The sequence below is a fragment of the Streptomyces sp. SudanB182_2057 genome (assembly GCF_964272715.1).
In the GTDB taxonomy this organism is placed as follows: Bacteria; Actinomycetota; Actinomycetes; order Streptomycetales; family Streptomycetaceae; genus Streptomyces; species Streptomyces rubradiris.
Window position 1 is genome coordinate 6,803,409 of record NZ_OZ186798.1, and the last position, 18,708, is coordinate 6,822,116.

General features: G+C 73.1%; 17 protein-coding genes. 10 read left to right on the forward strand and 7 right to left on the reverse strand.

Annotated features, from left to right (window positions below; all coding sequences use genetic code 11):
* Positions 1–211: 211 nt before the first annotated feature.
* The 4 genes from ACSURM_RS30260 to ACSURM_RS30275 all read left to right on the forward strand — a co-directional run bounded on the left by ACSURM_RS30260 (position 212) and on the right by ACSURM_RS30275 (position 4,584).
* Complete coding sequence (locus ACSURM_RS30260) at positions 212–1,168, forward strand: hypothetical protein (RefSeq protein WP_436958942.1); 957 nt, start codon at positions 212–214, stop codon at positions 1,166–1,168.
* Positions 1,169–1,244: 76 nt separating this feature from the next.
* Complete coding sequence (locus ACSURM_RS30265; protein ID WP_436958943.1) at positions 1,245–2,771, forward strand: amino acid permease; 1,527 nt, start codon at positions 1,245–1,247, stop codon at positions 2,769–2,771.
* 190 nt (positions 2,772–2,961) lie between these two features.
* Positions 2,962–4,332, forward strand: coding sequence for a peptidase C39 family protein (locus tag ACSURM_RS30270; RefSeq protein ID WP_436958944.1), 1,371 nt, complete (start codon positions 2,962–2,964; stop codon positions 4,330–4,332).
* A gap of 111 nt (positions 4,333–4,443) precedes the next feature.
* Complete coding sequence (locus tag ACSURM_RS30275; RefSeq protein WP_436958945.1) at positions 4,444–4,584, forward strand: SCO1431 family membrane protein; 141 nt, start codon at positions 4,444–4,446, stop codon at positions 4,582–4,584.
* Between the two features lie 130 nt (positions 4,585–4,714).
* Here ACSURM_RS30275 and ACSURM_RS30280 read toward each other — a convergent pair whose 3' ends face one another.
* A complete protein-coding gene (locus ACSURM_RS30280) occupies positions 4,715–5,947 on the reverse strand; it encodes a glycoside hydrolase family 18 protein (RefSeq protein WP_436958946.1) in 1,233 nt (410 codons plus the stop codon).
* Between the two features lie 325 nt (positions 5,948–6,272).
* Here ACSURM_RS30280 and ACSURM_RS30285 point away from each other — a divergent pair, with 325 nt between their 5' ends.
* Positions 6,273–7,445 carry an acyl-CoA dehydrogenase family protein gene (locus ACSURM_RS30285; protein WP_436958947.1) on the forward strand — a complete coding sequence of 391 codons (1,173 nt, stop codon included), beginning with the start codon at positions 6,273–6,275 and terminating at the stop codon, positions 7,443–7,445.
* A 496-nt stretch (positions 7,446–7,941) separates the two neighbouring features.
* On the opposite strand, the gene ACSURM_RS30290 is transcribed toward ACSURM_RS30285, so the two are convergent.
* Complete coding sequence (locus ACSURM_RS30290; protein WP_436958948.1) at positions 7,942–8,376, reverse strand: hypothetical protein; 435 nt, start codon at positions 8,374–8,376, stop codon at positions 7,942–7,944.
* A 235-nt stretch (positions 8,377–8,611) separates the two neighbouring features.
* On the opposite strand from ACSURM_RS30290, the gene ACSURM_RS30295 reads away from it, so the two are divergent.
* From ACSURM_RS30295 to fxsA, 4 genes are all read left to right on the forward strand, one after another.
* Positions 8,612–9,052, forward strand: a complete 441-nt coding sequence (locus ACSURM_RS30295; RefSeq protein WP_189996344.1) for an Lrp/AsnC family transcriptional regulator — start codon at positions 8,612–8,614, stop codon at positions 9,050–9,052.
* Between the two features lie 89 nt (positions 9,053–9,141).
* Positions 9,142–10,758: an amidohydrolase gene (locus tag ACSURM_RS30300; protein WP_436958949.1), complete on the forward strand. Its 1,617-nt coding sequence runs from the start codon at positions 9,142–9,144 to the stop codon at positions 10,756–10,758.
* Positions 10,759–11,317: 559 nt separating this feature from the next.
* On the forward strand, positions 11,318–12,112 hold the full coding sequence (locus ACSURM_RS30305) for a polyprenol monophosphomannose synthase (RefSeq protein ID WP_436958950.1): 795 nt from the start codon (positions 11,318–11,320) through the stop codon (positions 12,110–12,112).
* 71 nt (positions 12,113–12,183) lie between these two features.
* Positions 12,184–12,741 carry an FxsA family membrane protein gene (gene fxsA, locus ACSURM_RS30310; RefSeq protein WP_436958951.1) on the forward strand — a complete coding sequence of 186 codons (558 nt, stop codon included), beginning with the start codon at positions 12,184–12,186 and terminating at the stop codon, positions 12,739–12,741.
* Positions 12,742–12,869: 128 nt separating this feature from the next.
* Here fxsA and ACSURM_RS30315 read toward each other — a convergent pair whose 3' ends face one another.
* From ACSURM_RS30315 to ACSURM_RS30325, 3 genes are all read right to left on the reverse strand, one after another.
* A complete protein-coding gene (locus tag ACSURM_RS30315; protein ID WP_003977404.1) occupies positions 12,870–13,244 on the reverse strand; it encodes an RNA polymerase-binding protein RbpA in 375 nt (124 codons plus the stop codon).
* A 325-nt stretch (positions 13,245–13,569) separates the two neighbouring features.
* Positions 13,570–14,340, reverse strand: coding sequence for a glycerophosphodiester phosphodiesterase (locus ACSURM_RS30320; protein ID WP_436961210.1), 771 nt, complete (start codon positions 14,338–14,340; stop codon positions 13,570–13,572).
* A 2-nt stretch (positions 14,341–14,342) separates the two neighbouring features.
* A complete protein-coding gene (locus ACSURM_RS30325; RefSeq protein WP_436958952.1) occupies positions 14,343–15,032 on the reverse strand; it encodes a YczE/YyaS/YitT family protein in 690 nt (229 codons plus the stop codon).
* 103 nt (positions 15,033–15,135) lie between these two features.
* Here ACSURM_RS30325 and ACSURM_RS30330 point away from each other — a divergent pair, with 103 nt between their 5' ends.
* A complete protein-coding gene (locus tag ACSURM_RS30330) occupies positions 15,136–16,641 on the forward strand; it encodes a PLP-dependent aminotransferase family protein (protein ID WP_436958953.1) in 1,506 nt (501 codons plus the stop codon).
* A 60-nt stretch (positions 16,642–16,701) separates the two neighbouring features.
* On the opposite strand, the gene ACSURM_RS30335 is transcribed toward ACSURM_RS30330, so the two are convergent.
* Both ACSURM_RS30335 and ACSURM_RS30340 read right to left on the reverse strand, forming a co-directional pair.
* Positions 16,702–18,327: a hypothetical protein gene (locus ACSURM_RS30335; RefSeq protein ID WP_436958954.1), complete on the reverse strand. Its 1,626-nt coding sequence runs from the start codon at positions 18,325–18,327 to the stop codon at positions 16,702–16,704.
* 40 nt (positions 18,328–18,367) lie between these two features.
* Positions 18,368–18,562: a hypothetical protein gene (locus ACSURM_RS30340; RefSeq protein ID WP_030620070.1), complete on the reverse strand. Its 195-nt coding sequence runs from the start codon at positions 18,560–18,562 to the stop codon at positions 18,368–18,370.
* Positions 18,563–18,708 lie beyond the last annotated feature (146 nt).

Consider the following 18,708-nt stretch of genomic DNA (forward strand, 5'->3'; position numbering starts at 1 on the left):
GATCGGCCGGAAGCCGACGAGGGCCGACGGGAGCGACTGTCGGGGGAAAAGGTCCCGCCTTGAATCACCGGCCGCGGGCCAGTCGAAGGCGTCGATAAACAATCCGAATCCGCTGACCGATATGTCGAATTCGGCGTTCCGGGTGGGGCCCACGCTGAGTAAGGTGCCTCCTGCGCAACGTGATGCGTCGCACGGTGACGGGCAGGGGGATATGGCCGCGGACTTATTCGAAGGGCACTATGTGTGGCATCCGGCGGCCGACGACCGGGTGCTGGCGCGTGTCTGCGTCGACGTGCGCGCCGGGCGTTACCGGTCCGCCGACGAGGCCCTCGCCGAGACCCGTACCGACTTCGGCCTGCGCGCCCACCGCTCGCTGGTGCTCGCCTCCGAGGCGGCCGGCAGCGATCTGGTGGAGCGCTGGCTCGCCGAGGAGCCGACCCCCGAGGCCGCGCTGATGTGGGCGCGGGTGGCCGTGCAGCGCGCCCTGCGGGCCGCCGACGCGCGCGACGAGCGCGCCGAGGCGCTGGAGCGGATAGCGCTGGCCGCCTGCGACCGGGCCGCCGAGGCGGCCCCCGCCGACCCCACGCCCTGGGTCGCCCGGCTCTCCATGGCCCGGCTGCACCGGCTGCGCGACCCGGCCCCGAAGGGCCTGCTCACCTCCCCGCCCGGCCCCTGGCGGCTGTTCGCGCACATCCTCTCCCTGGACCCCTGGCACCGGGAGGCCCACCACCGCTTCCTGTCCTGCTTCTTCACCCGCCACGGCGGCTCGGTCACCGCAGCCTGGGACGTCGCCGCCTTCCTCAGCCAGCGGGCCCCCGCCGACTCCCCCCTGCGGCTGCTGCCCCTGGTGGCACTGGTGGAGAGCTACAACCCCACCCAGCTGCTCGCCGACCGGGTCTGGGAACAGCCCCAGTGGCGCTCCACCGCGCTGGCGATCTACCAGAACTGGCTGCCCGCGGTGGCCGGTTACCGCTTCACCCCGGTGCTCGACCTCGCCTACCTCGCGCACGCGCTGGTGATGGGCCAGCGCGAGTTCGAGGCCCGGGCGGTGTTCGCGGCGATGGGCCCGTACGCCTCGCGCATGCCGTGGAGCGCCTTCGGGGACCCCGTCGAGCAGCTCTCCCGGGCCCGGCGCGCCTGCGGCCTGCCCGTGCCGGGGCCGGGCTGACCCCGCCCGCTCTCCGCACCCCCTTCTCGCCACTCCTCGTCCCCGTCCAGAGAAAGGCCGATCCGTGTCGGAACGGATGTCGACTGCCCGGACGCACGCCCGGGCCGCGGACGCCGTCGTGCTCGACGACGACGCCACGCTGCACGCGATGGGTTATCCGCGCAAGCTCACCCGGCGCTTCAAGGCGTTCGACAATTTCGCGATCTCGTTCACCATCATCAATATCCTCTCGGGAATCTTCTCGTCCTTCGGATTCGGTCTGAACGCGGGTGGCCCGCGCATTCTCGTGTTCGGCTGGATCGGCGTCTCGGTGATGGTCCTGCTCATCGGAGCGGCCATGGCGGAGGTCGCCTCCGCCTATCCGACGAGCGGTGCCCTTTATTTCTCCGCCGGTAAACTCGCCAAGCGGCACAAGGGCGCCTGGTCCTGGTTCACGGGCTGGCTGAACTTCGTGGGCCAGATCGGCGGCACGGCCGCCACCGGATACGCCGCGGCCACCTTCATCCAGGTGTTCGTGGAGCTCCAGTGGCCGTCCTACCACCCGACCGCGCACCAGACGGTGCTGATCACGGCCCTGATCATCGTCCTGCAAGGGCTCGCCAACACCTTCACCGTGCAACTCGTCGCCATACTGAACCGCATTTCCGTATGGTGGCTGCTGATCGGACTGGTCGTGATCGTGGGCGCGCTCGTCGTGATGCCCGACCACCATCAGTCGGCGTCCTTTGTCACGCATTTCGAGAACAACACCGGCTTCACCAGCGGGCTTTACGGCGGCATGCTCGGCCTGCTCGTCACCAGCTGGACCTTCACCGGGTTCGACGGCAGCTTCCACATGTCCGAGGAAACCGTCCAGGCGACGGTCAGCGCCCCGAAGGGCATCACCCGTGCCATCGCCTGTTCCGCGGTCGCCGGCCTGGTGCTGATGCTGGCATTGGTCTACAGCATCGGCGACTACGCCAAGGTGGCCGGCGCGGCCGCCCCGCCCATCCAGATCCTCATCGACGGCCTCGGGCTGCGCACCGCCAAGGTGCTGCTGCTCATCGTCATCGGCGCGATGCTCTTCTGCGGCCTGGCCAACCTCACCAGCAACACCCGGCAGATCTTCGCCTTCTCCCGGGACGGCGCCATGCCCGGCTCCCGCTGGTGGCACTCGGTCTCGCCGCGCACCCGTACGCCGGTGAAGGCCGTGTGGCTCGCGGTCGGCTGCTCGCTGGCGCTGGTGGTGCCGGGCTGGTGGTCGCACACGGCGTTCACCGCGATCGTCAGCGTCAACGTGGTCGGTCTCTTCCTCGCCTACGCCGTGCCGATCTTCCTGCGGCTGCGGCTCGGCGACTCCTTCCAGCCCGGCCCCTGGCACCTGGGCCGCTGGGGCAGGCCGATCGGCTGGCTGGCGGTGGTGTGGATCCTGCTCAGCAGCGTGCTGTTCATGCTCCCGCAGGCATCGCCGATCACCGTGGACTCCTTCAACTACGCCCCGATCGCGCTCGCCGTCGTCCTGCTGATCGCCACGGTGTGGTGGTTCGCCACGGCCCGCCGCCGCTTCCAGGGGCCGGTGAGCTACGGGCGGCCCGACGAGGTCGCCGCGATGGACCTGGTCTGACCCCGCAGGGCCCGGGCGGCCGTCCGCCCGGGCCCGCGGGCGGGGGGCCGCCCCCGGCTCCGGCCGCCAGTGGCCGAGACCAATATTGCTGGCGCGGCGTGCGTCGAAGTGCTGGCAGCGCGATACGGCCTGCTCCATAGTTACCGCACCGGACCAGCCCGACTCGGACACCCTGGGGGTCGTCGCGCCCATGAGCCACGCCGAACAGCCCTCCCGCAGAACCGTTCTGGCGGCGGCCGTCGCCGCTACGGCGGCCGCCGCCGCGGCCCCCGCTGCCGCCGCCGCGCCGCGCTCCGCCCTCGACGCCGACGGCCCCGCCCCGGCGCCGGACCGCCCCGTCGACCACCACGCCTGGACCACGTACCGCGACTGGCGCTCCGGGACGGCCGAGGGCACCCGGGCCGTCGCCGGACGCCGGCCCGGCCTGGTGATCGGCGCCCCCGCCGGCCGTACCGACTACACCGACCCGCACACCGGCACCACCGCCGCCTGGGAGTACGCCACCTGGACCGGCCCCGAACACCGGCTCACCGTGCCCGCGACCGAGGCCGTCGCCTCCTGGAACGCGCACACCCCCGAGGGCACCTGGCTCCAGGCCGAGCTGCGCGGCACGTACTCCGACGGCACCGGCACGCCCTGGTACGTGCTGGGCCGCTGGGCGGCCGGCGACCAGGACATCCGGCGGACGTCGGTGGACGGCCAGGGCGACGGCAAGAGCAGCGTGTGGACCGACACCCTCGCCATCGACGACCCGGGCACCGGCCTGCGCCTGACGTCGTACCGGCTGCGCCTGACCCTCTACCGCAGGCCCGGCACCCGGCTCACCCCGACCGTCTGGCGGCTGGGCGCGATGGGCTCCGACGTCCCCGACCGCTTCACCGTCCCGGCCTCCGCCCCCGGCCTCGCCCGGGAACTGGCCGTCCCGCGCTACTCGCAGGAGATCCACAAGGGCCAGTACCCGGAATACGACAACGGCGGCGAAGCCTGGTGCAGCCCGACCTCCTCGCAGATGATCATCGAGTACTGGGGCGGCCGGCTCACCCCCGAGCAGCTGTCCTGGGTGGACCCGGCCTACGCCGACCCGCAGGTGTGCCACGCGGCCCGCTTCACCTACGACCACCAGTACGCGGGCTGCGGCAACTGGCCCTTCAACGCCGCCTACGCCGCCACCTTCCCGGGCCTTCAGGGCGTGGTCACCCGGCTCGGCTCGCTCACCGACCTGGAGACGCTGATCGCGGCCGGCATCCCGGTCATCACGTCCCAGTCGTTCCTCAAGAGCGAGCTGACCGGGGCCGGTTACGGCACCGCCGGGCACTTGATGACGGTCATCGGCTTCACGACCGACGGGGACGTGATCGCCAACGACCCGGCCGCGCCGAGCGACGAGGCGGTGCGGCGCGTCTACAAACGGCGCGAATGGGAGAACATCTGGCTGCGCACGAAGCGGTACAACGCCTCCGGCAAGGTCGTCTCCGGCACCGGAGGGGTCTGCTACCTGTACTTCCCGGCGCATCCGACCCCGCACCAGCGCAGGGCGCTCGCCGCGGTGGGCGTGCGCTGATCCGCCGCCGTGTGACCAAGCTCATCGCCGCGAACGCCGACGCGGGTGGCATGGTGGACGTCAGGGGTGGGGGATTTGCTCCGTAGACGTCCGATTCCTGTGAGTGACACCATGACCGCACACCCGGCCACCGCCGCCCGAGCCGTCACCGGCGGCCCCGAGGAAGACGGCCCCGACCTGCTCGAGCACGTCATGGGCTGGATCCTCGTCGCCGTGTTCGCGATGCTCGTGACCCAGCTCGGACTGCTCTGAACCGACGCTTCGAAGCGGCGCCTCCCGGCGCCGGGAGGCGGCCGCCGGCCCGGTCGCTCGCGCCGCCGCCCGCCCGCCGGGACGACTGACGGGCGGACGGACGGACGGACGGCCGGAGCGGCCGACCGGGCTAGTTGATCGCCTTGATCAGCTCACCGTTCGCGGTGTCGCCGCTCAGCTCCCAGAAGAAGGTGCCGCCGAGGCCCTGCTGGTTCTTGTACGTCATCTTCGTGGCGATGGTCGCCGGGGTGTCGTAACTCCACCAGTCGCTGCCGCACTTGGCGTAGGCCGTGCCGGCCACCGTGCCGGTCGCCGGGCACTTGGTCTTGAGCACCTTGTAGTCCTCGATGCCCTGCTCGTACGTGCCGGCCGCCGGGCCCGTGGCCGTGCCGCCGGGCGCCGCCTGGGTGACGCCGGTCCAGCCGCGCCCGTAGAAGCCGAGGCCGAGCAGCAGCTTGGCGGCCGGGACGCCGAGGCCCCTGAGCTTGGTGATCGTCGCGGAGGTGTGGTAGTTCGCCTTCGGGATGCCCGAGTAGGAGTTCAGCGGGGAGTGCGGGGCGGTCGGGCCCTTCGCGTCCCAGGCGCCGAAGTAGTCGTACGTCATCGGGTTGTACCAGTCGACGTACTGGGCGGCACCGGCGTAGTCCGCCGCGTCGATCTTGCCGCCGCTGGTGGCGTCCGCGGTGATCGCCGCCGTGACCAGGTTCCCGGAACCGAACTTCGCGCGCACCGCGGCCATCAGGGTGCGGAACGCGTCCCGCCCGCTGGTGTCGCAGGTGTTGCCGCAGGCGTTCGGGTACTCCCAGTCGATGTCGATGCCGTCGAAGACACCGGCCCACTTCGAGTTCTTCACCAGGTCGTAGCAGGACTGGGCGAAGGCGGCCGGGTTCTTCGCCGCCTCGCCGAAGCCGCTCGACCAGGTCCAGCCGCCGAAGGACCACAGGACCTTCAGGCCCGGGTGCTTCTTCTTCAGCTTCAGCAGCTGGTTGAAGTTGCCGCGCAGCGGCTGGTCCCAGGTGTCGGCGACGCCGTCCACGGACTCGGCCGCGGTGTAGGCCCGGTCGGTGGCCGCGTAGGAGTCGCCCATGGCGCACTTGCCGCCGGTGACGTTGCCGAAGGCGTAGTTGATGTGGGTCAGCTTGGCCGCGGAGCCCGAGGTCTCGATGTTCTTGACGTAGTACTTGCGGTCGTAGGTGCCCCATTCGGTGAAGTAGCCGACGACCTTGGAGCCGGCCGTGACCTCGGGGGCGCTCGGCGCCGCCGCGGTGGCGGTGCCCGTGCCGGCCAGCAGCCCGGCGCCGAGGGCGGCGGTACACGCGGCCGAGACGAGGGCCCGGACGAGCGAGCGGTGGGGAGTGTGCATCGGGTGTCTCCTCGTGGGGGAGGGGAAAGCGCGCCGATTGGCATGAACGCGGTAAGGCGTGGGCTGCACAGTAGGAGGACTAGACCAGTAGGTCAATGGTGCGGACCAATTTCACGGACGAGTGAAACCCGCTCCGGAATCCTGAAGTGAGCGGTCGTTAACTGGTGACGGGAGGTCGCCGATCGGGCATACTCACAGCGCGTGCCGCTGGTCAGCAGGCTTCCGAGACCCGGAAGCGGGCGCCTCGGCACAGCGGAACGATCAGGCGGAGCCGCCCCCACCACGGGCCGTGCCGCCGGTGTCCGAACAGGGAGGAGCCGACGCCATGTCCGACCGCGCCCCGCAGCCGGTGGAGCGTCAACTGCCGACGGAAGAGGCGAAGGATCTCCTCGCCCTCGTCCGGGAGATCGCCCAGCGCGAGATCGCGCCGAAGGCCGCGGAGGAGGAGGACGCGGGACGCTTCCCGCGCGAGGTCTTCACCCTGCTCTCCGCATCCGGCCTGCTGGGCCTGCCGTACCCCGCCGAGTACGGCGGGGGCGACCAGCCGTACGAGGTCTACCTCCAGGTGCTGGAGGAACTGGCCACCGCCCGGCTCACCGTCGGCCTCGGCGTCAGCGTGCACACACTCGCCTCCTACGCGCTCGCCACCTACGGCAGCAAGCAGCAGCAGGTCGAGCACCTGCCCGCGATGCTGGGCGGCGGCCTGCTCGGCGCCTACTGCCTGTCCGAGCCGTCCTCCGGCTCCGACGCCGCCTCCCTGCGCACGAAGGCCGTCCGCGAGGGCGATACCTGGGTGATCGACGGGACCAAGGCATGGATCACCCATGGCGGCATCGCCGACTTCTACACCGTGATGGCCCGCACCGGCGAGGACGGCCCGCGCGGGATCACCGCCTTCCTCGTCCCCGGTGACGCGCCCGGCCTGAGCGGCGCGGCGCCCGAACGGAAGATGGGCCTGAAGGGCTCACCCACCGCCCAGGTGCACCTCGACGGCGTCCGCGTCCCGGACGGCCGCCGCATCGGCGAGGAGGGCCAGGGCTTCACCATCGCCCTGTCGGCGCTCGACTCCGGCCGGCTCGGTATCGCGGCCTGCGCCGTCGGCCTCGCCCAGGCCGCCCTGGACGAGGCGGTCCGGTACGCCACCGAGCGCCGCCAGTTCGGCCGGCCCATCGCCGACTTCCAGGGCCTGCGCTTCATGCTCGCCGACATGGCCACCCAGATCGAGGCGGGCCGCGCGCTCTACCTCGCCGCGGCCCGGCTGCGGGACGCGGGCCGGCCGTTCGCCAAGGAGGCCGCCATGGCCAAGCTGCACTGCACCGACACCGCCATGAAGGTCACCACGGACGCGGTGCAGATCCTGGGCGGCTACGGCTACACCGCCGACTTCCCGGCCGAACGCTATATGCGCGAGGCCAAGGTCCTGCAGATCGTCGAGGGCACCAACCAGATCCAGCGGATGGTCATCGCCCGTCATGTGGCGGGCCCAGAAGGTCGCTGAACTGGCCCGGGTGGACCGTCGGGGCCGCCAGCCTGGCCCACTCCGGGTCGTGGTGGCCCGGCAGGGTACGGCCCCGGTCCGCCCAGGTCCGCATCAGATCGCGGTAGATCGGCGGGTCCTGGGACGGGGGCGGCGGAAGCGTCTCCGCCGGGCGGGGGACGAAGATGCGGCGCTGACGCCCGGTCGCCGGGTACGTGGGGGTCATACCCGGGCAACGCGCCGACGGCCGGACAGGTCACCCCCCGGCGGAATCGAGCGTCAGTCCACCCACGTCCGGCGTCCTACTGGTCTGACGATCCGTCAGTAAGCCGCTGAACGGCGCGTGTTCGCCGGCCGATGCCGACGGCCACCTCCGTGCTCCGGAGGGCTTGACGGCAACGACATGTCCCGTCGGAACGGCCCGGGCCGGGCGCCGCGGACCCGGGCACGACGATCCCGCACCACGGCGGCCGGTGCGCCGTGGTGCGGGGCGGAAGACGGGGAGGGGCGGGCCGGCTCAGGCGGCCTGGTCGCGCACCAGCGGCACGCGCATCGGGCGCGAACCCGGGCCGCCGACGTGCGAGAAGGGCTGCGTCCGCCAGTCCAGGCCCTGGGGGAGCGTGAGCAGCAGGGCGGTGTCCTGCTCCTGCGGCTCGACGGACTCGTCCGCGGGGCGGGCGTCGGCCGCCGGACGGCCCGTGCCCGCGCACACCGTGAGCCCGAAGGGGTTCCACGGCGAGGCGCACAACGCGTGCTCCGGCAGGGTCTCCTCGTCCGCCAGCAGCGCGATCGGCTGTGCGCAGTCCGGGCAGATCACCCGGTACATCTCGAAGGTGTCGTAGGCGTCCGGTTCCTCGTCGTAGGCGTCGGGTTCGACGCCCTCCGGCTCGGGCTCGACGACCGGCTGCGGCCGTGCGGACACACTTCGACCAGGGCGATGGGTACTCTGCATGGGATTCTCCCCCTAAGGCTGGGCCGTGAAAGGCACTGCGGCCTCGACCACACCAAGCACTTCCCGCCCGGTCCCGGCGGTAATCACGAGAACATCACGGAGCCCGCCCGGGCCGTGTGGTGTTCGTCACATGCCGCGCGCAGATGCCCGTCCCGGCGCGTTTTCCGGGGAACGGGGCACGGCCCGCGTCTCCGAGGTATCCGTGGAGATCAAGCGCACTGTAGGTTTTGGCGGCATGGAGGAGCTGGACCGTCAGATCGTGCAGCTGCTCGTCACGGACGGGCGGATGAGCTACACAGACCTGGGCAAGGCCACGGGCCTGTCCACGTCGGCCGTGCACCAGCGGGTGCGCCGGCTGGAACAGCGTGGTGTCATCCGCGGCTACGCCGCGGTGGTCGACCCCGAGGCCGTCGGGCTGCCGCTGACCGCGTTCATCTCGGTCAAACCGTTCGACCCCAGCGCCCCCGACGACATCGCGGACCGCCTCGCCGACGTCCCCGAGATCGAGGCATGCCACAGCGTCGCCGGGGACGAGAACTACATCCTCAAGGTGCGCGTGGCCACCCCGCACGAACTGGAGGAACTCCTGGCCCGCGTGCGCTCGCTGGCGGGAGTGTCGACCCGTACGACAGTGGTCCTGTCGACCCCGTACGAGGCCCGCGCGCCGAAGATCTGACCCGGTCCGGCACGGCGCGCCGGCTCCCGGCGCCGCCCGGACGCGCCCCGGGCGCGGCCTGCCCCGGGCGACGGGAGAAACTGTCGGCTATGAGCAACCGCACCGCCGAGCCCCCCAAGACCGTCCTGCTCCGCCGCGGCGAGGTGCACAGCCCCGCCGACCCCTTCGCGACGGCGATGGTCGTCGAGGCGGGCCATGTCGCCTGGGTCGGCTCCGAGGGCGCCGCCGACGCCTTCGCCGACGGCGTCGACGAGGTGGTCGACCTCGACGGCGCCCTGGTCACCCCGGCCTTCACCGACGCCCATGTGCACACCACCGCCACGGGCCTCGCCCTGACCGGCCTCGACCTGTCAGGCGCCGCCTCCCTGGAGGCGGCCCTCGCCCGCGTCCGCGAGTTCGCCGCCGCCCGCCCCGGCGACCGGGTGCTGCTGGGCCACGGCTGGGACGCCGCCCGCTGGCCCGGCGGCCGCCCGCCGACCCGCGCGGAACTGGACGAGGCCACCGGCGGACGCCCGCTGTACCTGTCCCGCATCGACGTGCACTCGGCGGTCGTCAGCACCGCCCTGCTGGACCTGGTCCCCGCCGCCGTGCCCCGCGACGACGCCCCGCTCACCCGGGACGCCCATCACGTCGTGCGCGAGGCCGCGCTCGGCGCCATCACCCCCGCCCAGCGTCAGGAGGCCCAGCGCGCCGCGCTGGCGCACGCCGCCTCGCTCGGCATCGGCACCGTGCACGAGTGCGGGGGCCCGACGATCTCCTCCGAGGACGACTTCACCGGCCTGCTGCGGCTCGCCGCCGAGCTGCCCGGCCCCCGCGTGGTCGGCTACTGGGCCGAACAGGCCGACGAAGGAGTGGCCAAGGCCCGTGAGCTGGGCGCGGCCGGTGCCGCAGGCGACCTGTTCGCCGACGGCGCCCTCGGCTCGCACACCGCCTGCCTGCACGAGCCCTACGCCGACGCCGGCCACCGCGGCACCGCCTACCTGGACGCCGACGCCGTCGCCGCGCACGTGGCGGCCTGCACCGAGGCGGGCCTCCAGGCCGGCTTCCACGCCATCGGCGACGCCGCCGTGACCGCCGTGGTCGAAGGCGTCCGCGCCGCCGCCGAAAAGGTGGGCCTGGCCCGGATCCGCGCCGCCCGGCACCGGGTCGAACACGCCGAGATGCTCACCCCCGAGACCGTCGCCGCCTTCGCCGAACTGGGCCTGATCGCCTCCGTGCAGCCCGCCTTCGACGCGCTGTGGGGCGGCGAGGACGGCATGTACGCCCGGCGGCTGGGCGCCGAGCGGGCCCGCACCCTCAACCCGTTCGCCGCGCTGCTGCGGGCCGGCGTACCCCTGGCGTTCGGCTCGGACAGCCCGGTCACCCCGCTCGACCCGTGGGGCACGGTCCGGGCCGCCGCCTTCCACCGCACCCCCGAGCACCGGATCTCGGTCCGGGCCGCGTTCACCGCGCACACCCGCGGCGGCTGGCGGGCCGTGGGCCGGGACGACGCGGGCGTCCTGGTGCCCGGCGCCCCCGCCGACTACGCGGTCTGGCGCACCGACCGGCTCGTCGTGCAGGCCCCCGACGACCGGGTGGCCCGCTGGTCCACCGACCCGCGCTCCGGCACCCCCGGCCTGCCCGACCTCACCCCGGGCCGTGACCTGCCGGTCTGCCTGCGCACCGTGGTGGGCGGACGGACGGTGTTCGTACGGCCGGGCGAGTGATCTCCCGGGGTGGCGCGGCGGCCGCCGGCCGCCGCGGCCCCGCCGCCCCACCTGCGCATCCTCCCCGCCGTCCGCGCCATCGACCCCGTCGTCCCAGCTCAGAGGGTTGTTGACAGTCGGCGGCCGGGGGCCGGTAGGTTCGGCCGGGTCCACCACCGAAAGGCCCGACCGGGGGCTGTTCGCACGGCTCGTCGCAGCGCCGCTGGGTCAGGGACGGTGTGCCGCACCGGGGCACCGTCACTGGGAGCCAGGCCCAGCGCCCGCGCCGGCGAGGGAACGCCCCGGACGGCCGGCCGGTGCGACCCGGGTGGGGCCCGGGCGCTCCCTAGACAACGGCTCTCGGTAGATCCGCAGCCAGCGGGTCCCAGGTCGGCCCGAAGGGCGCCGGGCCCCCATCCGCCGTGGCGCGTTCCCGTCCGGCGCACGGCGGGAAGAAGCCGAAAACCCTCATTCCTACCCCGTTCCCGGGGAAACGACACCACAAGATGCCTGCGCCATCGCGTCTTCCCAGGCGGCGGCCACTATGGTGGACCCTTGCGTACGACATGAAGGGGCAGCAGTGAACGACGGCGACGGGGCCCTCGCGGCCACAGCCAAGGGACGGCAGTTCGGTCCGCTCGGCACGGCCTTGGTGATCATTCCGACCTACAACGAGGCGGAGAACATCAAGACCATCGTGGGCCGGGTACGCGGCGCCGTCCCCGAGGCGCACGTACTCATCGCGGACGACAACAGCCCCGACGGCACCGGCAAGCTCGCCGACGAACTCGCCGCCGCCGACGACCACGTCCACGTGCTGCACCGCAAGGGCAAGGAGGGCCTCGGCGCCGCCTACCTGGCGGGCTTCCGCTGGGGCCTGGAGCGGGACTACGGCGTGCTGATCGAGATGGACGCCGACGGCTCCCACCAGCCCGAGGAACTGCCCCGGCTGCTCACCGCCCTGAAGGGCGCCGACCTGGTCCTCGGCTCCCGCTGGGTGCCCGGCGGGCGGGTGGTGAACTGGCCCAAGTCCCGCGAGTTCCTCTCGCGGGGCGGCTCCACCTACTCGCGCCTCATGCTCGACGTGCCGATCCGCGACGTGACGGGTGGCTTCCGGGCCTTCCGCCGCGAGACCCTGGAGGGTCTCGGCCTGGGCGAGGTCTCCTCGCAGGGCTACTGCTTCCAGGTCGACCTGGCCCGCCGCGCCGTGAAGGCCGGCTATCACGTCGTCGAGGTCCCCATCACCTTCGTCGAGCGCGAGCTGGGCGACTCCAAGATGAGCCGGGACATCGTGGTCGAGGCGCTGTGGCGGGTCACCTCCTGGGGCGTCGGGGACCGCATCGGCCGGTTCACCGGCAAGGACAAGCGCCCTTAGCACACCGGGTCGCGGCCACGGCCGGTCACTCCCTTATCCGGTGCTGAGCCGCGCCCAGGCACACTGGGAACATGACGACTGGCGCTCCGACCTCCCCGTACACCGCCCGCCGCCGGCGCTCACGGCTGCGCAGGTATCTGCCGCTGGGTCTCGCCGCCTGGCTGGTGCTGGAGATCTGGCTGCTGACCCTGGTCGCGGGCGCGGCGGGCGGGCTCACCGTGTTCCTGCTCCTCGTCGCGGGCCTCGTGGCCGGCTCCGTGGTCATCAAGCGGGCGGGCCGCCGCGCCTTCGCGAGCCTGAACGAGGCCGTGCGCCAGGGCGGCTCGCCGGCCCGCGGCGGCGGCAACGGGCTGATGATGCTCGGCGGTCTGCTGCTGATGATCCCGGGCCTGGTCTCGGACGCGGCGGGTCTGCTCCTGCTGCTCCCGCCCGTCCAGCGGGCGGTCGGCCGGCTCGCCGAGAACGCCCTGGAGCGCGGCCTGCGCCGGGTCGCCCCGGGCAGCCTGGGGGACGTTTTCCAGCAGGCCCGCATGCACCGGCCCGACGGCAAGGTGGTGCCGGGTGAGGTCATCAGGGACGACGAGCCGCGCGACACCCCGCCGGGGCCCCGACCGCCGCTGACGCGCTGAGCGGTCCCCGTGGTGGGCGCGCCCCGCGCCCACCTGCCGCACACGACGGCGGGCGCCGTACATGGTCTCCATGTACGGCGCCCGCCGTCGTGTGTGTCGCGCTGTGTATCGGCCGAGCCGCGCGGGGACTAGGCGCTCTTGCGGCTGTCCCGGGGGTGCACCGCGATGTTCATCGCGCCCGAACGCAGCACCGCGAGGCGCTCCTCGAGGACCTCTTCGAGCTCCTCGCGGGTGCGCCGCTCCATCAGCATGTCCCAATGGGTACGCGCGGGCTTGGCCTTCTTCTCCTCAGGGCCGTCGCCGTCCACCAGGAGTGCCTGGGCACCGCAGACCTTGCACTCCCACTCCGGCGGGATCTCCGCCTCCACAGAGAAGGGCATCTCGAAGCGGTGCCCCTTCTCACATGCGTACTCCACGGCCTGGCGCGGGGCCAGGTCGATGCCGCGGTCCGTCTCGTAGCTGGTCACTACGAGGCGCGTACCGCGAAGAGCTCGCTCACTCATGAATCGTGCCTCCCGGGCTTGTCGCCCACAGGACAGGTGTCGCTGTCGTCGTCATCCGGTCAACGTCCGGTCGGCGGTAAAGATTCCCGTTCCGGGTCATGCGTCGCCGTCGTAGCCGCCCCTTGTTCTACCCACAGGCGCCCGGTTTGTCACATCTGCTAGCAGATGTCACCCAGCGTTTCGGCATCTTTGACGCGCAGTAACGGTACGCCTGGCAGGCCAAACGCGTACACTACCGCTCTTTCACGCCGAGTGCGAAATCGCTTGCGGAAACCGCCGACGCCGGCCCTTCTCGCGAAGGCCGGGAAGAAGGCGTTCCGGGCGGTCAGACCCAGACGCCGCGCTCCTCCATGACCTCGCGCAAGGTGCCGATGTGATCCGTCATGATGCCATCGACCCCGAGGTCCAGGAGCCGGTGCATCCGCTCCGGCTCGTTGACCGTCCACACGTGCACCTGGAGTCCGCGCGCGTGGGCGGCGCGGACGAAGCGGCGGTCGGCGACCGGCACGCCCGACCGGACCTCGGGCACCTGTGCGGCCACGGCCGACCGGCGCACCGCGGCCGGCAGGCCCCAGGAGCGCAGCCGCAGGCCCAGTACCCCGCGCGTGCCGAGCGAGGTGGCGAGCCGGGGCCCGGCCAGCCGCCGCGCGCGCAGCACCCGCGCCTCGGAGAAGGAGCCCACGCAGACCCGGTCCCAGGCGTTCGCGCGCTCGATCAGCTCCAGCAGGGGGCGCAGCGCCGGTTCCGCCTTGACGTCGATGTTCCAGCGCACCCGGGGGAAGGTCTCCAGCAGTTCCTCGAACAGCGGCACCGGTTCCCGGCCCGCCACGCGCGCCTGCCGTACCTCCGCCCACGGCAGGTCGGCGATGCGGCCCGCGCCGTCGGTGACCCGGTCCAGCGTGTCGTCGTGGAAGGCGACCAGCCGGCCGTCCGCCGTGGCGTGCACGTCGGTCTCGATGTACCGGTAGCCCAGCTCCATCGCCCGCCGGAACTGCGCCACGGTGTTCTCCAGACCGTCGGCCGCGCCGCCCCGGTGGGCGAAGGCGATCGGCCCGGGGTGGTCGAGGTACGGGTGGCGCGGGGCGGGCGTCGTCAAGGTCACGGACGCAGTATCGCCCGCTCGGGTGTCCCGCCGGCGACGACCGTGCTGCCCGCCGGTGCCGACGGAACGGCGAACCCGCGCAGGAACACCTGCGCCAGCGGGCCGATGGACACGGCGTACAGCACGGTGCCCACCCCGACGGTGCCGCCCAGGACGAACCCGGTCACCACCACCGCGACCTCCACCGCCGTCCGCATCAGCCGGATCGACCGGCCCGTGCGCCGGTGCAGCCCGGTCATCAGCCCGTCGCGCGGGCCGGGACCGAAGCGCGCCGCGATGTACAGACCGGTCGCCATGCCGTTGAGGACGATGCCGGCGAGGAGCAGGGGCACGCGCAGGGCGAGGGAGCGGACGTCCGGGAGCAGCGCCAGGGTGCCGTCCATCGCCAGGCCGACCACGAAGACGTTGGAGACCGTGCCCAGCCCGGGCCGCTGCCGCAGCGGGATCCACAGCAGCAGCACCGCCGCGCCCACGATCATCGACAGCACCCCGATGCTGAGTCCGGTCAGTTCTTCGAGCCCCTGGTGCAGCACGTTCCACGGCTCCAGGCCCAGCCCGGCCGCCACGAGCAGCGCGGAACTCGCGCCGTAGAGCACGAGCCCCGCGTACAGCTGGACCAGGCGCCGACCGAGCCGCCGGCCGGACGCGGGTGTGCCGACGATGGGCGCGGAGCCGGCAGTGGACATGGAAATTCCCCCCTGGGTGGTGGCGGTGGCCTGACGCATGTCACTCTGTGGCTCGGCGATCCTCGCCATCCATGGCCAATCTGGGGAAGGTGGACTGATCTTCATGGCGCAATGGACCTCGGCGGTGGGCGCCGCGCAGCTCGCCCGGCTCCTCACCTCCCAGCAGGACCGTCCGGCCGGACCGGGCACCCGTCGCCCCCCGGCCTACCGCGCCCTCGCCGACGGCATCCGCCTCCTCGTCCTGGAGGGCCGCGTCCCGGTGGCCGCGCGCCTGCCCGCGGAACGCGAGCTCGCCCTCGCCCTCGCCGTCAGCCGCACCACCGTCGCGGCGGCCTACGAGGCGCTGCGCGGGGAGGGCTTCCTGGAGTCCCGGCGCGGCGCCGGCAGCTGGACCGCGGTACCGGCCGGCAACCCGATCCCCGCGCGCGGCCTGGAACCGCTGCCCCCGGAGGCCCTCGGCTCGATGATCGACCTGGGCTGCGCCTCGCTCCCGGCGCCCGAGCCGTGGCTCACCCGGGCCGTGCGGGGCGCCCTGGAGGAACTGCCGCCGTACGCCCACACCCACGGCGACTACCCGGCCGGGCTGCCCGCGCTGCGCTCGATGATCGCCGAGCGCTACACCGCGCGCGGGATCCCCACCATGCCGGAGCAGATCATGGTGACGACCGGCGCGATGGGCGCCATCGACGCGATCTGCCATCTCTTCGGGGGCCGCGGCGAACGCATCGCCGTGGAGTCGCCGTCCTACGCCAACATCCTCCAGCTGATGCGGGAGGCGGGCGCCCGGCTGGTCCCGGTCGCGATGGCCGAGGGGCTGTCCGGCTGGGACATGGACCGCTGGCGCCAGGTCCTGCGCGAGGCCGCGCCGCGCATCGCCTATGTCGTCGCCGACTTCCACAACCCCACCGGGGCGCTCGCCGACGAGGACCAGCGGCGCCGGCTGGTGGACGCGGCGCGCTCGGCCGGCACCGTGCTCGTCGCCGACGAGACGATGAGCGAGCTGTGGCTCGACGAGGACGTCCGGGACGGCATGCCCCGGCCGGTGTGCGGCTTCGACCCGGCGGGCTCCACGGTGATCACCGTCGGCTCGGCCAGCAAGGCGTTCTGGGCGGGCATGCGCATCGGCTGGGTACGCGCGGCGCCGGACGTCGTCCGCAGCCTGGTCGCCGCGCGGGCGTACGCCGACCTGGGCACGCCGGTGCTGGAGCAGCTGGCCGTCAACTGGCTCTTCAGCACGGGCGGCTGGGAGCAGGCGGTCGAGCTGCGCCGGGCACAGGCCCGGGAGAACCGGGACGCCCTGGTGGCGGCGGTGCGCCGGGAGCTGCCCGACTGGGAGTTCGAGGTGCCCCGCGGCGGGCTGACCCTCTGGGTCCGGGCCGGCGGCCTGTCCGGCTCCCGCCTCGCGGAGGCCGGCGAGCGCACGGGGGTCCGGGTCCCGTCCGGGCCGCGCTTCGGCGTCGACGGCGCGTTCGAGGGGTATGTGCGGCTTCCGTTCACCGTCGGGGGAGCGGTGGCGGACGAGGCGGCCTCCCGGCTGGCCGCGGCGGCCGGCCTGGTGAAGTCGGGCGCGACGGGGGCGGCGGAGTCGCCGCGCACGTTCGTGGCGTAGCCCGGCCGGCGGGTCGGCGGGTTCCCCGCGCCCCGGGCGAGTGCCCGGGCGCCGGCCGGGTCAGGACTCCGCCGTCACGGCTTTCGCCGCCCCGGCTTCCGCCGGCACCGGTGTCTGCTCCGGCGCCGGTTTCGCCAGGTCGGCCCGCCCGGCCGCCATGGCGGCTGCCCGTGCGGGCAGCAGCTCCAGCACCGCCTGCCGGTCGGCGTCGCTCGTGGCGTCGTCGTAGGGGTCGGGCGTCCGCGGCACCTGGAGCCGGTGCACCGGGCCGGAGCCCAGCCGGGCGTACCCCCGCCCGGGCGGCACCCGCGTCGGCGGTGTCGTGTGCGGCACCGCCCCGAGCACCGCCTCCACCTGCTGCGGCGCGGTGGCCCCCAGCACGACACGCGCGCGTGTGTGCTGCCGTACCGCGTCGCCGAGTGTCTCCGCGCTGTCGAACTGCTCGGCGACCACCACCGTCACGTTCGCCGCGCGGCCGTGCCGCAGCGGCACCTGGAGCAGCGCCTGCGGGTCCTTGCGCCCGTCCGCCGCCGCGAGGTGCGTGAAGACGGCGGGCCGGTCCAGCACGATCCACAGCGGGCGCCGGGTGTCCGCGGGCGGCGGGTCGCCCGCCTGCCGGGCCAGGTTGACCGCGATGAGCCGCCGCTCGGTCTCCCGCGCCGCCCATTCCAGGCTGGCCAGCGCCCCGGCGAGCGCGCACTCCACGGCCAGTACGCCGTCCCGGCCGGTCAGGCAGGCGTACTCGCCGGTGCCGCCGCCGTCGACGATCAGCACGTCGCCGTGGCGCAGGGCCTGCAGGGCGATGGAGCGCAGCAGGGTGGACGTGCCGCTGCCGGGGTGGCCGACGGCCAGCAGGTGCGGCTCGGTGGAGCGGATGCCGGTGCGCCAGACGACCGGCGGGACGTCGATCCGTTCCTCTCCATAGGAGAGGGGAAGCGTGCGCTGGACCTCGCTGGGGTCGGTGTAGCCGAGGACGGTCTCGCCGGGCGCGGTGACGAAGGGCTGGGCGGGGATGTCGGCGGGCAGCGGGGCGAGGACGGTCACGGTGAGCCGGTTGCCCTCCTCGTCCCAGTCGAAGTGGTACTCGCGGTTCCGCCCGGCCTTGGCGGTGAGCAGCTGCTCGACCCGCGCGCGGGCCCCCGGTTCGCCGTCCGGGAAGTAGGCGGGGTAGCGGATCACCAGGTGGCCGACGCGCCCGGCGTCGTCGAACTCGTAGGCGGTGAAGGCCCCTTCCCACTCCCCGCCGTGCGCGTACAGCGGCGCGGGGTCCTCGGGGGCGGAGAAGTACGGCACCAGGGCGTCGTAGAGCGCCTTGAGGCGTTCGGTCTGGGAGGCGTCGGGGCCCGCGGGCGCCGACGGGGTGCGGTCGCGGCCCTGCCAGGCCGCCGCTGCCATCACCGTGACGACGGCGAGCAGCGGCCCGTACGGCATCAGGGCCACGACCATGACCGCGGAGGCCGCGAGGAACAGCAGCGGCCCGCGTCTGTCCTTGGGCGTGTCCGCCCACCTGCGACGGCCGGCCGAGGCCAGCACACGCAGCCCGCGCGAGACGGTGATCAGCGGATGGAGGACGTCGGTGGCGCTGTCGGCCGCCGTCCGGGCCAGTTCCCTGCTCCGGACGAGCTGCATCCGCGCGAGCTGGGCGCTGTCCTTGCTCAGAATGCGGGGGAGAGGGCGCCGGGCCACTGCTGACTCCTGATCATGCGTGCGGGCGGTACGGGCGGGGTCAGAACTTGATGCCGCCCAGGAGGCTGGCCAGGCTCTCTCCTCCGGCTTTGATGCTCGGGGCGATGCCTGTGGTCGACAGGTAGAAACCGAACAGGGCCGACACCGTGGCGTGCGAGCCCTTCAGCCCGTCCTTGCGGAAGAACAGGAAGACGACGATGCCGAGCAGCAGCACGCCTGAGAGGGACAGGATCATTTGGGGCCTCCTGGTGTCGAAGGTGGGGGACAGTCACCATGAGTTCTTCCAGGATCACAGGATGTATCCATACGATTAAAGGTGCAACTGGGTGAAAAACGGCGGTTTTCGCTCGCCCGGAGGAAGCGGTTGCGGCCCGCTTGACC